Annotated in this window: 16 protein-coding genes and 3 pseudogenes; 14 read left to right on the forward strand and 5 right to left on the reverse strand. The window is 34.2% G+C overall.

The window, feature by feature from the left end:
* Nucleotides 1–95: 95 nt before the first annotated feature.
* On the forward strand, nt 96–839 hold the full coding sequence (locus KVT27_RS08125) for an amidohydrolase family protein (protein ID WP_036125765.1): 744 nt from the start codon (nt 96–98) through the stop codon (nt 837–839).
* A 49-nt stretch (nt 840–888) separates the two neighbouring features.
* Here the strand turns inward: KVT27_RS08125 and KVT27_RS08130 are convergent, their stop codons facing one another.
* Together KVT27_RS08130 and KVT27_RS08135 are read right to left on the reverse strand one after the other, a co-directional pair.
* A complete protein-coding gene (locus KVT27_RS08130) occupies nt 889–2,493 on the reverse strand; it encodes an ABC-F family ATP-binding cassette domain-containing protein (protein ID WP_036125767.1) in 1,605 nt (534 codons plus the stop codon).
* Nucleotides 2,494–2,574: 81 nt separating this feature from the next.
* The gene (locus tag KVT27_RS08135) at nt 2,575–2,838 is read right to left on the reverse strand and encodes a tyrosine-type recombinase/integrase (protein ID WP_217581099.1); all 264 of its coding nucleotides are present in this window, start codon (nt 2,836–2,838) and stop codon (nt 2,575–2,577) included.
* A 186-nt stretch (nt 2,839–3,024) separates the two neighbouring features.
* Here KVT27_RS08135 and KVT27_RS08140 point away from each other — a divergent pair, with 186 nt between their 5' ends.
* From KVT27_RS08140 to KVT27_RS08170, 8 genes and pseudogenes are all read left to right on the forward strand, one after another.
* Nucleotides 3,025–4,353 carry an RHS repeat domain-containing protein gene (locus tag KVT27_RS08140; RefSeq protein ID WP_478337382.1) on the forward strand — a complete coding sequence of 443 codons (1,329 nt, stop codon included), beginning with the start codon at nt 3,025–3,027 and terminating at the stop codon, nt 4,351–4,353.
* A 92-nt stretch (nt 4,354–4,445) separates the two neighbouring features.
* Complete coding sequence (locus tag KVT27_RS08145; protein ID WP_217581101.1) at nt 4,446–4,775, forward strand: hypothetical protein; 330 nt, start codon at nt 4,446–4,448, stop codon at nt 4,773–4,775.
* A gap of 326 nt (nt 4,776–5,101) precedes the next feature.
* The gene (locus KVT27_RS27235; RefSeq protein WP_217581102.1) at nt 5,102–5,842 is read left to right on the forward strand and encodes an RHS repeat domain-containing protein; all 741 of its coding nucleotides are present in this window, start codon (nt 5,102–5,104) and stop codon (nt 5,840–5,842) included.
* 30 nt (nt 5,843–5,872) lie between these two features.
* Entirely contained in the window at nt 5,873–6,295 is a 423-nt protein-coding gene (locus KVT27_RS08155) for an RHS repeat-associated core domain-containing protein (protein ID WP_052323549.1), read from the forward strand.
* A 148-nt stretch (nt 6,296–6,443) separates the two neighbouring features.
* A complete protein-coding gene (locus KVT27_RS08160; protein ID WP_217581103.1) occupies nt 6,444–7,115 on the forward strand; it encodes a hypothetical protein in 672 nt (223 codons plus the stop codon).
* A 77-nt stretch (nt 7,116–7,192) separates the two neighbouring features.
* Entirely contained in the window at nt 7,193–7,561 is a 369-nt protein-coding gene (locus tag KVT27_RS27500; RefSeq protein WP_411814906.1) for a helix-turn-helix domain-containing protein, read from the forward strand.
* A gap of 133 nt (nt 7,562–7,694) precedes the next feature.
* Nucleotides 7,695–8,042 (forward strand): annotated as a pseudogene (locus KVT27_RS27505) (DDE-type integrase/transposase/recombinase); the annotation flags it as partial.
* 136 nt (nt 8,043–8,178) lie between these two features.
* Nucleotides 8,179–8,322, forward strand: a complete 144-nt coding sequence (locus KVT27_RS08170; protein ID WP_217581104.1) for a hypothetical protein — start codon at nt 8,179–8,181, stop codon at nt 8,320–8,322.
* 164 nt (nt 8,323–8,486) lie between these two features.
* On the opposite strand, the gene KVT27_RS08175 is transcribed toward KVT27_RS08170, so the two are convergent.
* Nucleotides 8,487–8,813 (reverse strand): hypothetical protein, encoded by a 327-nt coding sequence (locus KVT27_RS08175; protein ID WP_036125778.1) that lies wholly within the window; start codon nt 8,811–8,813, stop codon nt 8,487–8,489.
* Nucleotides 8,814–8,915: 102 nt separating this feature from the next.
* Here KVT27_RS08175 and KVT27_RS08180 point away from each other — a divergent pair, with 102 nt between their 5' ends.
* The 3 genes and pseudogenes from KVT27_RS08180 to KVT27_RS08190 all read left to right on the forward strand — a co-directional run bounded on the left by KVT27_RS08180 (nt 8,916) and on the right by KVT27_RS08190 (nt 10,445).
* On the forward strand, nt 8,916–9,917 hold the full coding sequence (locus KVT27_RS08180; RefSeq protein ID WP_036125782.1) for a DUF6973 domain-containing protein: 1,002 nt from the start codon (nt 8,916–8,918) through the stop codon (nt 9,915–9,917).
* Between the two features lie 52 nt (nt 9,918–9,969).
* Nucleotides 9,970–10,227: pseudogene (locus KVT27_RS08185) on the forward strand (NAD/NADP octopine/nopaline dehydrogenase family protein); the annotation flags it as partial.
* Between the two features lie 44 nt (nt 10,228–10,271).
* Complete coding sequence (locus tag KVT27_RS08190) at nt 10,272–10,445, forward strand: hypothetical protein (protein WP_217581106.1); 174 nt, start codon at nt 10,272–10,274, stop codon at nt 10,443–10,445.
* 611 nt (nt 10,446–11,056) lie between these two features.
* On the opposite strand, the pseudogene KVT27_RS08195 reads toward KVT27_RS08190, so the two are convergent.
* Nucleotides 11,057–11,521: pseudogene (locus tag KVT27_RS08195) on the reverse strand (DUF2691 family protein).
* Between the two features lie 174 nt (nt 11,522–11,695).
* On the opposite strand from KVT27_RS08195, the gene KVT27_RS08200 reads away from it, so the two are divergent.
* Nucleotides 11,696–12,844, forward strand: a complete 1,149-nt coding sequence (locus KVT27_RS08200) for a copper amine oxidase N-terminal domain-containing protein (protein WP_254636071.1) — start codon at nt 11,696–11,698, stop codon at nt 12,842–12,844.
* 146 nt (nt 12,845–12,990) lie between these two features.
* Here KVT27_RS08200 and KVT27_RS08205 read toward each other — a convergent pair whose 3' ends face one another.
* The gene (locus tag KVT27_RS08205) at nt 12,991–13,191 is read right to left on the reverse strand and encodes a hypothetical protein (RefSeq protein WP_036125787.1); all 201 of its coding nucleotides are present in this window, start codon (nt 13,189–13,191) and stop codon (nt 12,991–12,993) included.
* Nucleotides 13,192–13,787: 596 nt separating this feature from the next.
* Between KVT27_RS08205 and KVT27_RS08210 the strand changes: the two genes are divergently transcribed.
* A complete protein-coding gene (locus tag KVT27_RS08210) occupies nt 13,788–15,674 on the forward strand; it encodes an FAD-dependent oxidoreductase (protein ID WP_208704257.1) in 1,887 nt (628 codons plus the stop codon).
* Nucleotides 15,675–15,683: the final 9 nt, after the last annotated feature.

The following is a 15,683-nucleotide window of genomic DNA, read 5'->3' on the forward strand; positions in this document are numbered from 1 at the left end:
ATCTATGATAAGTTCTACTTATGAGATTGCGCAGATAATCAATATTTTCGCTTATGTGCTTTCTATGATATGTTAATAAAGAAGGGGGATGGATAATGAGAATTTTTGATGCACATTTTCATATTATTGATTTTGATTTTCCGATTATAGAAAATCAAGGATACACACCACCGAGCTATATAGTAGAGGACTATCAAAAGGAAACAGCTCTTTTCAATATAGAGGGGGGCGCCATTGTTTCTGGTTCCTTTCAAGGATTTGATCAAAATTATTTACTGAAGGCTTTGAAACAACTAGGTCCCGCTTTTTGTGGGGTGACGCAATTACCGTATACAGTGACAGATGATGAAATCCTTCATTTACATAAAAATGGAGTAAGGGCATTGCGCTTCAATATTCAACGAGGCGGTTCAGAGGATTTGTCAAAACTCGATAGCTTTGCAAGAAGAGTGTATGAGTTGGCGGGGTGGCATAGTGAACTTTATATAGATGCCAAATATTTACCTGAGATTGCTTCCACAATTGAAGCATTACCAGCCATTTCAGTTGACCATCTAGGCTTATCGGAGGAAGGTTTACCACATTTGCTAAAGCTTGTAGAGAAAGGTGTACGTGTGAAAGCGACTGGTTTTGGTCGGGTAGAATTGAATGTGAAAAATGCTTTGCAAACCATCTATAGCATTCATCCAGATGCGTTAATGTTTGGGACAGATTTGCCATCGACACGAGCAAAACGACCTTTTGAATTTGAGGATGTTGAATTGATTCAAGAGCTTTTTGATGAACAGGCTGCGGATAAAATTCTCTATCAAAATGCTAGAAAATGGTATGACAAGTAAATGCAAAAAATCCTCTACCCAAACATTCGGTAGAGGATTTTTATTGGAATTAGTTTAAACCTTCGCGATCTTTCCACTCTAAGAATTCATCATATGTTAATTGCTTATCTAAAATTGAACCGTCTTCACGGATTTCAATTACACGGTTAGCAATTGTTTGAATGAACTGGTGGTCATGAGATGTGAAAATCATAGCCCCTTTGAAACGAATTAAGCCTTCGTTCAATGCTTGAATAGATTCAAGGTCAAGGTGGTTTGTTGGTTCATCTAGTAAAATCACGTTCGCTGTGGCAAGCATCATTTTTGATAACATACAACGAACTTTTTCGCCTCCTGATAGTACAGAAGGTGATTTTTTCACTTCTTCACCAGAGAACAACATGCGTCCTAGGAAACCACGTAGGAAGCTTTCTGTTTCATCATCAGGAGAATATTGGCGTAACCATTCTACTAATGACTTTTCTGTTCCTTCAAAGTACTTGTCATGATCGTTTTCGAAGTAGCTTTGTGAAGTGGTTACACCCCATTTAAATGTACCTGCATCTGCTTCTTTATCTTCCATTAAGATATCAAGAAGCGCTGTTTTAGCAAGTGGGCTACCAAGTAAAACGATTTTATCATCTTTGTTCATCGAGAAACGAATATCTTTAAACAGTGAATCGCCTTCATGAGTGGCAGTTAGACCTTCAACTGTTAATACATCATTCCCGATATCACGACCAATTTGGAAGTTGATGAAAGGATATTTACGGCTTGATGGCTTAATGTCATCTAACTCGATTTTATCCAGCATTTTTTTACGAGATGTCGCTTGCTTCGATTTAGAAGCATTCGCAGAGAATCGTGCGATAAACGCTTGTAATTCTTTAATTTTTTCTTCTTTTTTAGAATTTTGGTCTTGAGCCATTTTTTGAGCTAATTGAGAAGATTCATACCAGAAATCATAGTTACCCACATATAATTGGATTTTAGAGAAGTCCAAATCAGCAATATGTGTACATACTTTGTTTAAGAAGTGACGGTCATGGGACACAACGATGACTGTGTTTTCAAAGTTAATTAAGAACTCTTCTAACCATTGGATAGCTTTTAAGTCAAGGTGGTTGGTAGGCTCATCGAGTAACAGTACATCAGGCTGACCAAATAGGGCCTGCGAAAGTAATACTTTTACTTTATCTGAACCTTCAAGATCACCCATTAGCATGTAGTGAAGGTCATCTGAGATACCTAAACCGTTTAATAATGTCGCTGCCTCTGACTCAGCTTCCCAACCGTTTAGCTCTGCAAATTCACCTTCTAGCTCAGCGGCACGCATACCATCCTCATCTGAGAAATCTTCCTTTGCATAGATAGCATCTTTTTCTGTTTTTACGTCATAGAGGCGTTTATTCCCCATAATAACAGTGTCAAGCACTGTATAATCATCGTATTCAAAATGGTTTTGTTTGAGGACAGATAAACGTTCGTCCTTGCCCATTGATACGTTACCTTCTTGTGCTTCAATTTCACCAGAAAGAATTTTTAAGAATGTTGATTTACCAGCACCGTTTGCCCCAATTAAACCATAGCAGTTACCTGGTGTGAATTTTATATTTACGTCTTCAAATAGTTTACGATCGCCATAGCGAAGACCTACATTACTAACTTGAATCATGCAAGTTCCTCCTTTTTTCACAATGGCACTAGTATATCATGAAATATGTTCCATAGTCTATAAACATTATGACAGCAAGGTTTATTGTCGTTGGATGTATTTATTAGTCCCATTTCTTGCCCCAGCCATCGGTAAATTGTTACTGAATAAAGATATGGATTCCATTTCCATTTCTTTTAAAATATGTCCGTATACTTTATAAATCATATCAGGTGTATTTCCCAGTCTTTCAGAAATTACTTTCACATTCATTCCTTGAAGTAATAAGATGGTGCAATGTGTGTGACGTAATCCGTGCAAAGTAATTTTGGGAATAAGAGTTCTTTTTGTAATTCTATCAACCATTTTTTTGTTCGTTCAGCGGATAACGGTTCAAATAGCAAGTATTCAATACGGTACAGATACTATTGAGTATGATATAGATGAGAACGGCCAAACAACTAAACTCACACTTAATGGACAACCAGCTGCGAACTTCACATGGAATAAAAATAGTTATTAGAGAGCAAGACTTTTAAAAATGGTGCAGCTATCCTAAATACGTATAATTTTAATCAGTTACAAAAAGAAACTTTGAAAACAAATAGTGCAACCACTTGGCGTACAAATGAGTATGAATACGATAAAAATCAGCAAATAACCAAAATAAAGAATGAAGATGGTACAGTCACTTACACGTACGATGCTTTAAACCAACTAGTCAAGGAACAATACAATAATGGTTTATCCATTTCATACACATACGATTTAGTTGGAAATCGTACTTCTAAAACGACTTTACAAAACGGTATTACAACTACAACCAACTATAGTTATAATGATGCTAATCAAATGAAGTCTGCTGGTGGGAAAACTTACACTGTAAGTCCAAATGGAAATGTGACAAATGATGATGTTTTCCAATATGTTTGGAATGCATTTGATCAATTAACAGAAGTAAAGCTCCTAACACTAACAATTGCATCTTATCGTTATGATGAAAATGGACGTCGTGTATATAGTAAAGACAGTAATGGTATAACATATTATCGATATAATGGATTGTCTAACCAAGTGTTGTTTGAGGAAACTGCAAGTGGTGTCATTACAAAAGCCTACACGTATGACGATAATGGACATCCGTTAACAATGACATATCAAGATTCAACGTATTACTATTTAACGAACTATCGTGGAGACGTACTAGCCCTAACGAATTCAAATGGTGACATCGTGGCGGAATACACATACGATGCGTGGGGCAATATTATGAGTCAAAGCGGTACAATGGCAACTATCAATCCATATCGCTATGCAGGAAATCGTTACGATGAGAGTACAAAGCTTTACTATTTAATGGCACGTTATTATAATCCGGATACAGGTGTGTTCTTATCGTTAGATCCAGTACGTGGTGATACAATGAATCCTTTATCGTTGAATGGTTATAATTATGCGAATAATAATCCAGTGATGAATGTGGATCCAGATGGAACATTTTCAATTGCAAATAGTTTAAAATCATTGTTAAGATTTTTTATTAAGGCGATTTTCGCTGATTTTCGTGCTAATACATTAACCAATTTTGCGTTAATTGTAGGGGGTGGTGGTGTAGGCGCATTTGTTGCAAGAAAATTGGCATTAAAGGGGTTTACTATGTTGAATAGGGCACCTAATAAAGCAGCAATTAAAGGTTTTATCACAGGTGGATTTGGTGCATATATTTCTGGTGGATTTCTTAAAGGAGCTGCAAGTTCAGCAGCGAATTTAGGAGGTAAACTTTTTAAATATGAAGCATGGTTTGATAGAACGTGGCTTGGAAAAACTATTGATAGAGCTCTATCTAATGCAGAACGATATCTATTAAGAAAAATTAAATAGTTGGAGGTTGTTAGAATTAGTATTTCTCAAAATAAATCATCTAAATTATATAATAGTATTGTAAAAAGAGCGAACCTATTTGATATTTTTTTATGAAAAACAAAGCTATTGACACAATGATTTCTGGCTTAAAGGAACCTTTAACAGATTTAGAAAAATCAAGTGCGTTTATTTATATCGGACTATTATATGTAGATTTAAAAGAATATAATAAGGCTTCTGAGTATTTCCATAAAGGCTTGAAAATTGTGGAACATCAAGAATTTTATTTCAGCCCTAATTTTAGTAAAATTATTAAAATTTTTATAAACAACGAGGAATTGGAAAAAGCTACCTACTGGTTGGAAAACTTTAATAGTAGAATACCCTTTGATAAAAAATTTAGTAAACTGGGTAATATTAATACTTATATGGGGAAATAAAAAGAAAGTTCGAATACTATATACAATAAAACGAAAACAGCCTCCTTGAAATATATGATTTGTTTGAAAAAGGGGAAACGTTTTTACTAACCTTCTCCACTGAAAATGGAGAAAGAAAGTATAAAGCTCAATGGTGCTACACATTAAACTGCTGTTAAACAAACTTCTTTCAAATATAATGCACAAAATGCTATAGAATCAGAAACAAACTCCAAAGAAAAAGTAACAAACTATAAATATAATGCAGATGGTGAATTAAATGAGATCATAAAAGCAACCGGTGATAGAATTGAATATACAAGCTCTAATGAACTAATTCAGAATTGGTGAAAATTAATAATCTAAATCAGTATACGACACAAATTGACGGTTTAATAACGACCGTTACTAATCATACATTGAATAATCAAAAGGTTACGTACACACAAGCAGAAAATGAGCTATTACAAAGAATAGACATTAGTGCACCTGTGAATCGTGCGATTACTTACACGTATAAAAATGAGGATCAACTATCAAGTATTCAATACAGCACAAATAAAATTGGATTTACATCAGATTCGAACGGGCAGACAACAGCTCTTACTTACAACGGACAAGAGTTAGCAAACTTTGGATGGAACAAAAATGGCTTATTAGAGAATACAACTTTTGGAAATGGTGCAGCTATTCTAAATACGTACCATGCCAATCAGTTACAAAAAGAAACTTTGAAAACAAATAATGCAACAACTTGGCGTCCAAATGAATATGAGTACGATAAAAATAAGCAAATAACGAAAATAACAAATAATGCTGGTACGGTAACTTACACGTATGACGCATTAAATCAGTTAATAAAAGAACAATATAGCAATGGTTTAGCTATTTCTTACACATACGATGAAGTAGGAAATCGTACATCCAAAACAACTGTGCGGAATGGAATGCCAGTTGCAATCAACTATAAATACAATGATACGAATCAAATGACCGCTGCTGGTGAGAAAACATATATAGTGAGTGCTAACGGTACAGTAACAAATGATGGTGCTTTCCAATATGTATGGAAGCTTTTGATCAATTGACAGAAGTAAAGACTCTAACGAATATGACAGTTGCAAACATATCGTTATGACGAGAATGGTCGTCGTGTGTATAGTAAAGATAGTAATGGTGAAACGTATTATCGTTATAGTGGTATGACGAACCGAGTCCTATTTGAAGAAGATGCAAATGGAGTTATTACCAAAGCCTACACATATGACGAGAACGACCATCCATTATCAATGACATATCGAGGTTCAACGTATTACTATTTAACGAACTATCGTGGGGATGTACAAGCGTTAACCGATTCAAACGGAACTATTGTGGCGGAATACACATATGATGCATGGGGCAACATCATAAACCAAAGTGGTACAATGGCATCTATCAATCCATATCGCTATGCAGGGTATCGTTATGATGAGGATACAAAACTTTATTATTTAATGGCATGTTACTATAATTCAGATACAGGTGTTTTTTATCGTTAGATCCTGTACGTGGCGATACAATGGATCCTTTAACGCTAAATGGTTTTAGTTATGCTAATAACAATCCAATTATCTTGGCATTCATTTAGGGAATCCTAATCTTCACTATGTTTTCAGATGGAATGATCAGTATATAAAAGGATATACATTGACTGATAAAAAGAAATATATGTGGGGTATGGTAAAAGAAAATATAAAGGAGTTAATTATGGGGTTTTACTTTGAATATGTAAATATTGATTGTGAGAATGTCCAAGATTATTTAGAAAAGATGCCTTTTGCTATCAAAGAATTACCTCAATTTCTTATTGATATTTCTGGGCTTTATTTACCTGAATGTAATGAGAACTGGTTTCCTTCTTGGATAAAAAAGATAAATGGTTTTCCTCTGTACTTTTTCATTGAAGTTGAAGATTACATGAAAAAAGAATTCAATTCATTTTGTGTTCAATATGGATTTGATCCTAAAAACTATGATTTAGAAGGAAAGTATAAAATTATAGAAGTTGTAAATGAAGACAAATTGAAACAGTTGTTTTCTTTAGTCATACCAATATCATGTGCAGGGGATCTAGTATTGTGGGTCACGCAAAAAAATATATTCTTTGAGAAGAATACCTTAAATAGTAAACAAATTCGTATGCTAGATGGTCAAAATATTTTTTGCATAGGACACGATTGCGAAAATTTACTTATCTTGTCAAATGACTCTAACTTCAAAAATGCTAAAGCAATGTCCAATAATTTTCCTGGTGTTCATAATAAATATGCAGATTCCATCAAAAAAGAGTTACTTGTTGAAATGGCGAATTCAACTTAGTTTTATATAAAAACCAGGGACTACTTGAACTGCCCCGTAAAAGTTAGACATCAATCTAACTATCACGGGGGTTTTTTATGGCAAAAGTAAGTGTTGAACAACGTATTCAATCAGTTCAACGATATTTAAATGGATATGAAACCATGCTTGAAATTGCGAAAGATATCGGTGTGACAGCAGAGGTTGTCAGTGAATGGGTTCGCCGTTATCAAATAAATGGCGTAGAGACTTTCTTAAAGTCCTATACAAAATATTCAGCTGACTATAAAATGAATGTACTTAATTATATGAACGAGACAGGTACATCTTCGAGAGACACAGCTGCACTATTCAATATTTCATCTCCTGGCATGATTCGGAATTGGAAGTTGAAGTTTGAAGTTGGTGGTTATGATGCTCTTGTTTCTAAGAAAAAGGGGCATTCATCTATGAAAAAAGAGACATAACTAACAACGAAGTCAACACCAGCTGAAGGATCTGTTGAGGCGTCAGAAGCACGAATCAAACAATTAGAAATGGAGAATGCGTACTTAAAAAAGTTGAATACTTTAGTTCAAATGCAAGAAAAATTACCAATCAAATGGCGAAATCATTGCCTACACGGTAATGAAGCGTCCAGTGTATAATCTAGTCCATAATATGTTAGAACAAGCATTGGAGCGCCTCGAATCAAGTGATCAAGTTATTCTTCATTCAGATCAAGGGTGGCATTATCAAATGAAAAAGTATCAACAAACATTAAAGCAACATGGTATTACACAAAGTATGTCCCGTAAGGGTAATTGTTTGGACAACGCAGTCATCGAAAATTTCTTTGGCTTATTAAAATCTGAACTCCTGTATCTACAAGAATTTGAATCCAGGGCACATTTTGAACAGGAGCTCAACGACTATATTCACTACTACAATCACAAACGAATGAAATAAAAATTAAAAGACCTAAGCCCGGTGGAGTACCGAACTCAGGTAAATGACGTATTTACAGCAATCCACCCGATGATGAATCCTAAAAGGTATCGCTCAAATGCAAACCTGGCACAAAGTGGCGTGGTTGTTGTGCGACTTGGACAAGTCCAAGGGATACGGATTGGTTTTATCAGACTTAGATGAGAATAGAGCAAGTCATCCACGAACTTCAACAATCGGGCGCGATTATGGAGCAACACAGGTAGAAAATAATCAAGCCTTTTTATCAAACCTAATTTAAAACTGCTAAAGAAAAATCCCTTTTGATCAATCTTTTTTCAAAAGGAATTCTTCTTAATTAAACGCAAAATAAGGGTTTGAGAGGCATTTTTGCTCAAACTTTATTTCAAAGCATCATATTATTTGGCTGTTTACTGCAAACATACTTCCTTTTATACACTTTTTTTAAAAAATAAAAATGTACAATTCGATAAACAAATACACAGTACAAACTAAGGATACACTATACATAGCTACTTTCTTTCCAACTGTGAAATCTGTTTTATTCTTAAATATTAAATAAAGTAAAAATGTAAGAATTAATAAGGCTACAAATAATGATGAAGGAAAAATAATTTGGTAAATCATTTTTTGTGTAGCTGTTATATCTCCTGGAAAGTTAGAAGCTGCAGAACTCCGACTAAGGTCTATATAAACTTGACTCCCTAACATCCAAAAATAAGTAATCCCAATAGATAAAATAGTTAAAACTCCAATTAATATAAAAAACATTTACTATCTCCTTCTTTAATTTGTCTTATTATCTGAAAATTTATTCAACAATCGATCAACCATTTATATGTTATAATTTAATATAAAAGGAGGAATTTTACAATGAAAAAATATTATTTTTCTATGATTTTCACTTTGCTATTCATTTTAAGTATTAGTGAAAGTACAGTCTTTGCTTCAGATAATTCTTTATCCATTGACGAAGAATTCATAACGAAAGATCCTTTAACAGGGAAATATTCTAATGATTGGTCTCATTTAGATAATCCTGAAAACTTCCAATTACAAAAAGATGTTCAAAATTACTTTTCTTCTATCCAACCAAGTAATTTAAATCATACTACAGAAAATCAATTAAACTCTACACAAGATATAGATGTAGATGAATTAAATGAAAGAATAAATGCATTTTTGAGTCAAATAGATCCTGATTTAGATTTACATAAGTCTAATGAAGAGTCTGTAACTATCACTCCATACAGTTCATATGGATTGCCTAATATTGATTCTGTGGCATTAAAGACACTAGAAGGAAAACTTCATCTTTCTAATGGTGTATTATCACCTTCTGAGATTGCTGCAGCATTCCAAAATTCCAATGGAGCCAGAGATCACGCTATCCGTTATGCAAAGGATAAAAACTTTTACAAAGATGGAGTATTAAAGACGTGGGATAATGCATCTGACGCGTTAAGACATTTTTCATGGAATTTCATGAATAGTAATGATATAGGTGTTAATAAAGCTAGGGTTGTAGGGGATATACATGAAGTGGCTTTGATTGCATTAGATCATCTTAATAATAATACGGACAACGCTAAACTTTGTAGATTTGAAATAAATTGTATGCAATCAGCAGCTGTACGTTCTGCAAACGCTGATTGGAATTCATCGAAAAATAGTTTATCTTTCTTTAATAAGACATTTAATAACGCTAGCATTATGGATTTATTAAATAACAGCAAAGGGCGTCAAGCATATTCGCAAGGCTATAGTAATTATGCAGAGCCTTTTAACATCATGATTAATAACGGTACTTTAATTCAATTTGAAACGAATATAAATAGTAGCTTGAGAAGTACGGCTTGGCAAGGATTTAAATAATGAAATGTAAAAAACGACTGCATAAAAGTAGTCGTTTTTAAAAGCGCTAGGGGCTGAGTTGCCGTCTATTTCTGAATGGTATAATTTTAGTTATGGAGTGAATGGAGAAACACTGTACGACAGAATTCAGAATGTTACAGCTTATAAGGATATTCAGGGAGCATCTTCTTTAAATAACAGGTATCTTTTTGAGGATATTCCAACGGGTTTAGTTCCGCTTTCTGAACTTGGCAAAGTTGTTGGAGTTGAAACTCCGACAATAAATGCGATTATCGAGCTAGGTAACGCCATACTAAAAAGGAATTTCTAGGAAGAAAAACTATTGCTTCATTACACCTTCCTCGGGGATGGAACATGAGAAGATATCGTGCTTACCTAGATGTAACGGTACCTGTAGCCATTAGGGACCAAGCACAAGATATTTTAGATAGGTGCATGAAATTAGCTACAGATAGTGCAATCGCGTATACATTATTTCAAGTTTACATTATCTATTCCCATTTTTACGCTGCCAAGCAATATTTTTAGCCCCAATTCGCCCCAAAACAAAGCATTAATATGCTATATCTTGCACAGTTCAAAAATACGAAAAAACCTTTAGAAGGTTGATGTTATGGGATTTCCGTCCTAGCTGTTGTTATACTTTGCATAGTTTTCACAGTTTATCATGAAATATGTTCCATAGTCTATAAACATTACGACAGCAAGGTTTATTGTCGTTGGATGTATTTATTAGTCCCATTTCTTGCCCAGCCATCGGTAAATTGTTACTGAATAAAGATATGGATTCTATTTCCATTTCTTTCAGAACATGTCCGAATACTTTATTAATCATATCAGGCGTATAATCACTTTCCTTGATTTATTAGGATGGTACTAGGGTAAACTACGAGCCATTCAACTTGTGGTGGAAGTAGTCTCCCATTTTCTTCAACTATTTATTCGTCTATGGATTTAATCTCATGTGGTCCAATAAAACAAAGACGTTATTTTGATGAAAGTGGTAAGGATTTACATAATTCACCTGATGTTCCATAAGAGTCATCCTAATCCAAGATCAGGTGTTTACCCAGCACAATTTTAAAATAAAAAAACTATGTTGTGATTTTTGGCAACATAGTTTTTTAGTAATCAATTAGTTATCCCCATACTGTCAAACTAGTAAGCGTATCATTTTCGTTAGTGATATAGTTAATATTAGTGTAATGAAAATTTTTTGCACGTACGAAAAGTTTATGAGTAATTGACTCATCTTTTGAAAAAATGGAGACATAGCATGAATCTATAATTAAAAGTGCAAGTTCACAAGTACTCTTTAAAAAATCGTCATAACTTTTAATTTCCACTACCTCTTCCATATTATTAAAAGCCTTTAGATCCATAAATATTAAATAATATTCATTAGTTGAAATATATTCTTAGAATGATGGACCATTTAAACTAACACTGTGGGGGAATAAATCTGAACCAAGTGTTCCTTTTTCTATTTTGTAAGACTCTCCAGGACCTACTGACCAATACCAAGAAGGATCAATGATATTTGAAAAAATATCAGATAAAAACTTGCCATATTCATTATTAATCTCGAAAGAAATACCTCGCATTTTAACATCCTTTCTTCGAGCTACTAATTTTATTTTAAAACAAAATAATCTATCAATTACAAAATGTAATTTTCTGGGCAACTCTCAATAGCAAAGTGTATAATTTAGCTTATATTGGAAAATGTAGACGTCTATGCATACCTAAAATAAGCAAATCATGTAGAGGAGTATAATATGAAGATAAAAATTATTATAACAGGTGTCATTTTTTTCTGGATGTTGCCTTTTAGTCAAACTGCGCAGGCAGCAAATCTTAGTGAACATTATCATGATATAACAGAAAATGATCTTCAAAACAGTATCATTATGTCGCCTGAAAGCTCAATGGCATTTGTCAATGGTAATATGGTTTCTACGGTACAGCCAATTGTCAAAGATGGTAGAACCTTAGTGCCACTTCGCTTTATTTCTGAAGGGTTTGGCGCAAAAGTCGATTTCAATGCTAAAAATAATACTATAGCCATAAAAAATTCTGATAAAACAATAACCTTGAAAATCGGAAACAAGGCTTTTGATGTGAATGGCCAATCTATTCAAATGGACGTTGCTGCTAGCCTTCATCATAATTCTACCTATATTCCTCTAAGATATATAGGGGAGGCTTTTGATAAGAAAGTAGTCTATTTAAAAAATGAAAATGCACAACCTTATAGGTTGATTATGATTAGAGATGAAAAGGCAGCGGAGCTTGAAAATCTTAAACTTGTCCGTATTTGTGAATGGCTATTTCAGGGGAAATCAATTGTCTATAGCGATCGTTTTATGGCAGTAATCCAAGAAAAGGGTCAATTATTCTATAGCAATTATTTTTCTGATTTTGAACCATTTGTTTATAAGGAATTTGTTGAGGATAAAAATAACATTAAATTAGGGGATATTTGGATTAAAACAGATATAGGCAATTTTTATATGGACTACGCCTATAACACTACAAGAGAATTTATTTTATATTATGTGGATGGACAATCCATTTCAAGAGTAGCCGTAGAAAAAGCACCGATTAAAGCTGTAAAACCTTATGAGAATAATGTCTATTATCTAACAAGATATGAGCGTGGTATTGTAAATGCTCATGAAACGAGTAATCTTAAATCTGCCACACGAACAAATGGGCAATGGGTTACTGATTATTTAGGCAAGCCAGGGTTTTATTATGGTTTTGATACAATAGGCAATTCATATAACTGGAAAATAAATAATAACGGCATCTATATTTTTGGTTATAATAGATTTGGCCATTTAAGCTCAGATGATAGAAAAAAAACTTTTGGAAATTACCGGGTAGACGTAAAGGGGCATAATCATGAGGTATTACACCCTTAAAGTTTGCTTATTCAAGATACAGCGATTTGGCTGGTTTAGGTTCTGTAATGATCCTGAGCCAGTCAATTTTTGCTTACTCGGTTCGTTATGATTGGAATGGGGCATGGCCATTAGTTTGAGTTTACTTTCCAGCACAACATGTTCTATTATTTGCGTTGCTTTTTCGTATAAAAAATAAACCAAATATAATATACGATTACAACTAGTGACAAACCTAATGAAACATATTTATTTTGTTCATTGGGCAAAATAATAATAAAGATAATAGCTAATATAGTGGCAGGGAATACCGTGTAAAACCAGATTCGCACAGCTTTATTTTTAAAAGAAACTTCAAATCGATCCATACATACACCTCATTTATTATTTCTAAGTTTAAGTAGTTGAAAATTCTTTCTTACTAGATAACATAACAAATTTTGAGTTGGAAGTGAAATGGTAAATTGATGCTGGAGGAACGGATGAAATTAACGCATGAAAGATTAATGAAAATATCTTTTTTCCTGTAACTTTATTTGAAGATGATGCGTCTACATAGTAGTGTATTTAACTATTTTTGAAAAAGAATAGTAAATTGACATCATTTACCACGGGGGTTTTAGTTGCTTATTGCCAAAAATATAGACTAAAATGATTCTGACTGTTTTTTTATCAGGTACAATTTATCCTGATTATCTACTTGTGCCCATACGCACATCCCCGTTTTGACTGCCTAATGAAGTGACGAAACGAACCTTGTCTGCAAATCGGAAAAAATATCCCAATCCTCTATATGATGGAATACACGTATCCTTTACGCTAATTTTATAGGAAAATACTATAGTAAATGATAGGCCATACAATATTCGGCAACGGAACTAATAGGACATTCAGCTCTTTTAAGAGACGGAAATGATGATAAAATAAACATGTTATTGGAAATATTAACAATCGGAGGTATATTATGGGTAAGGGCTTATTATGGACAGCCACTTCTATCTTAGTAGTTTTACTTGGGTTTGGAAGCTACTATTTTATCAAAGAAATAACAAACTCTATGGCATACAATAAATTAGTGGATGAGTATAAAAAGCCAGTACCAATTAGCAATATAGAGTCTGAATATGATGTAATTGTCATTGGTGGTGAGCCTGAGGGTGTCGCTGCTGCGGTTGCTTCAGCACGTAATGGGGCTAAAACATTATTGGTAGAAAAACGTGAAGAGTTGGGTGGATTATTTACATATGGGATGTTGAATTTCCTAGATATTCCACGAGATGGTCATAATAATTCCATCAGTGAAGGTATTTTTAAAGAATGGCATGAGCTTGTTCGAGGTAATGATGCTTTTGGTATCGTCGGAGCTAAAGCAGCATTTAAAAAGCTGATTGATGAGGAACCAAATTTAACATTGTCGGTGCAAACGGAAGTTGTCAAAGCGAATCTTCAACAACACCAACTAACGTCTGTTGAGCTAAAAAATGAATACGGTACATATGTCGTTAAAGGAAAATCATTCATAGATGCTACACAGGATGCGGATTTTGCTACAATGTCTAAAGTTCCTTTCTTCGTTGGTGGTGAAGATATAGGGATAAAGGATAAGCGCATGGCTGTAACATTAATGCTTCATTTGAAAAATGTGGACTGGGATCAAGTAAAGAAAGCGGCGAAGTCAGATGTATTTGGCGGGGCTAACTTGAATCATACCGTTATGTGGGGCTTTACAAAGCTTCATGATGAATATACACCTTTACAAGAAGGTACAAGATTAAGAGGGTTAAATTTAGCGCGAGTGGATGATGAATATTTTATTAATGCCTTACAAATTTTCGGGATTGATGGCTTAAATGATCATTCGAAGCAGGCGGCCATTGCTGCAGGTAAAAAAGAAACATTGCATGTACTTAAATATTTACAGGAAAACTTCCCTGGATTTGAAAAAGCAGAAATCGTCAGCTTCCCAGAAGAGCTTTATGTACGAGAAACTAGACATATCTGGGCGGAATATCAATTACCAATGTCCGATATTTGGCAAAATCGCGATCATTGGGATAGCATTGGCATTGCCTCTTATCCGGTAGATGTGCAGGCTCAAACACCACATGATTATGGCTATGTCATTTCTGCACCAAAGCAATATGCGATTCCTTTCCGATCTCTAGTACCAAAGGATATTGATGGTTTACTTGTTGTAGGACGATCTGCAGGTTATTCATCTTTAGCAGCAGGAAGTGCCCGTATTGTTCCGACTGGTATGGTGACTGGGGAAGCGGCAGGGACAGCGGCAGCACTGGCTCTTCAACAAGATGTTACTTTTAGAGAAATGAGCAAGGATAAAAAATTAATTGCTACATTAAGAGAGCAATTGGATAAACAAGGTGCTTATATCGATTCATTTTCTGTGGACTATCCTTATCAAGGCGAATGGTATGATGAAGCCATTCAATCGTTAATTAACTATGGACTTGTAGTGGGTGGTTATGATAATGATTTAAAGGTCGACAGTAAAGCAACGAAAATTAAGTTTGCTAAAATGTTTAAAGAAAGTATGATTCGTGCCGGCGGAGAGAGTACAGCCGATAAGAAAGATAAGCTGGAGATTGTCATTAATAAGGTATATAGCACGGGTGATGAAGCTATTACGCGAGATGAGCTGGCGCAATATTTGTCAGATGTACTTATCGATGAATCGACTGGAACAAGCTGGGAAAGCTTAATTGAAAAAGAAATTGTTACTGAAAAAGTAGCGAAAAAAGTGAAGGACAATAAGCAACTGAAATTAAAAGAGATGTATGCCATCATGGCAGATGTCATTCATTATATAGAAAAAGAACGTTCCTCTAAATGAGGAGCGTTT

The sequence above is a fragment of the Lysinibacillus sp. GbtcB16 genome, assembly GCF_019091145.1.
GTDB lineage: Bacteria > Bacillota > Bacilli > Bacillales_A > Planococcaceae > Lysinibacillus > Lysinibacillus fusiformis.

What these genes read in the sequence shown, in the direction of transcription:
- KVT27_RS08125 (WP_036125765.1), top strand. Translation starts at nt 96, where the DNA reads ATGAGAATTTTTGATGCACATTTTCATATTATTGATTTTGATTTTCCG.
- KVT27_RS08190 (WP_217581106.1), top strand. Translation starts at nt 10,272, where the DNA reads ATGAGAAGATATCGTGCTTACCTAGATGTAACGGTACCTGTAGCCATT.
- KVT27_RS08210 (WP_208704257.1), top strand. Translation starts at nt 13,788, where the DNA reads ATGGGTAAGGGCTTATTATGGACAGCCACTTCTATCTTAGTAGTTTTA.
- KVT27_RS08145 (WP_217581101.1), top strand. Translation starts at nt 4,446, where the DNA reads ATGAAAAACAAAGCTATTGACACAATGATTTCTGGCTTAAAGGAACCT.
- KVT27_RS08180 (WP_036125782.1), top strand. Translation starts at nt 8,916, where the DNA reads ATGAAAAAATATTATTTTTCTATGATTTTCACTTTGCTATTCATTTTA.
- KVT27_RS08135 (WP_217581099.1), bottom strand. Translation starts at nt 2,838, where the DNA reads ATGGTTGATAGAATTACAAAAAGAACTCTTATTCCCAAAATTACTTTG.
- KVT27_RS08200 (WP_254636071.1), top strand. Translation starts at nt 11,696, where the DNA reads ATGAAGATAAAAATTATTATAACAGGTGTCATTTTTTTCTGGATGTTG.
- KVT27_RS27500 (WP_411814906.1), top strand. Translation starts at nt 7,193, where the DNA reads ATGGCAAAAGTAAGTGTTGAACAACGTATTCAATCAGTTCAACGATAT.
- KVT27_RS08130 (WP_036125767.1), bottom strand. Translation starts at nt 2,493, where the DNA reads ATGATTCAAGTTAGTAATGTAGGTCTTCGCTATGGCGATCGTAAACTA.
- KVT27_RS08175 (WP_036125778.1), bottom strand. Translation starts at nt 8,813, where the DNA reads ATGTTTTTTATATTAATTGGAGTTTTAACTATTTTATCTATTGGGATT.
- KVT27_RS08205 (WP_036125787.1), bottom strand. Translation starts at nt 13,191, where the DNA reads ATGGATCGATTTGAAGTTTCTTTTAAAAATAAAGCTGTGCGAATCTGG.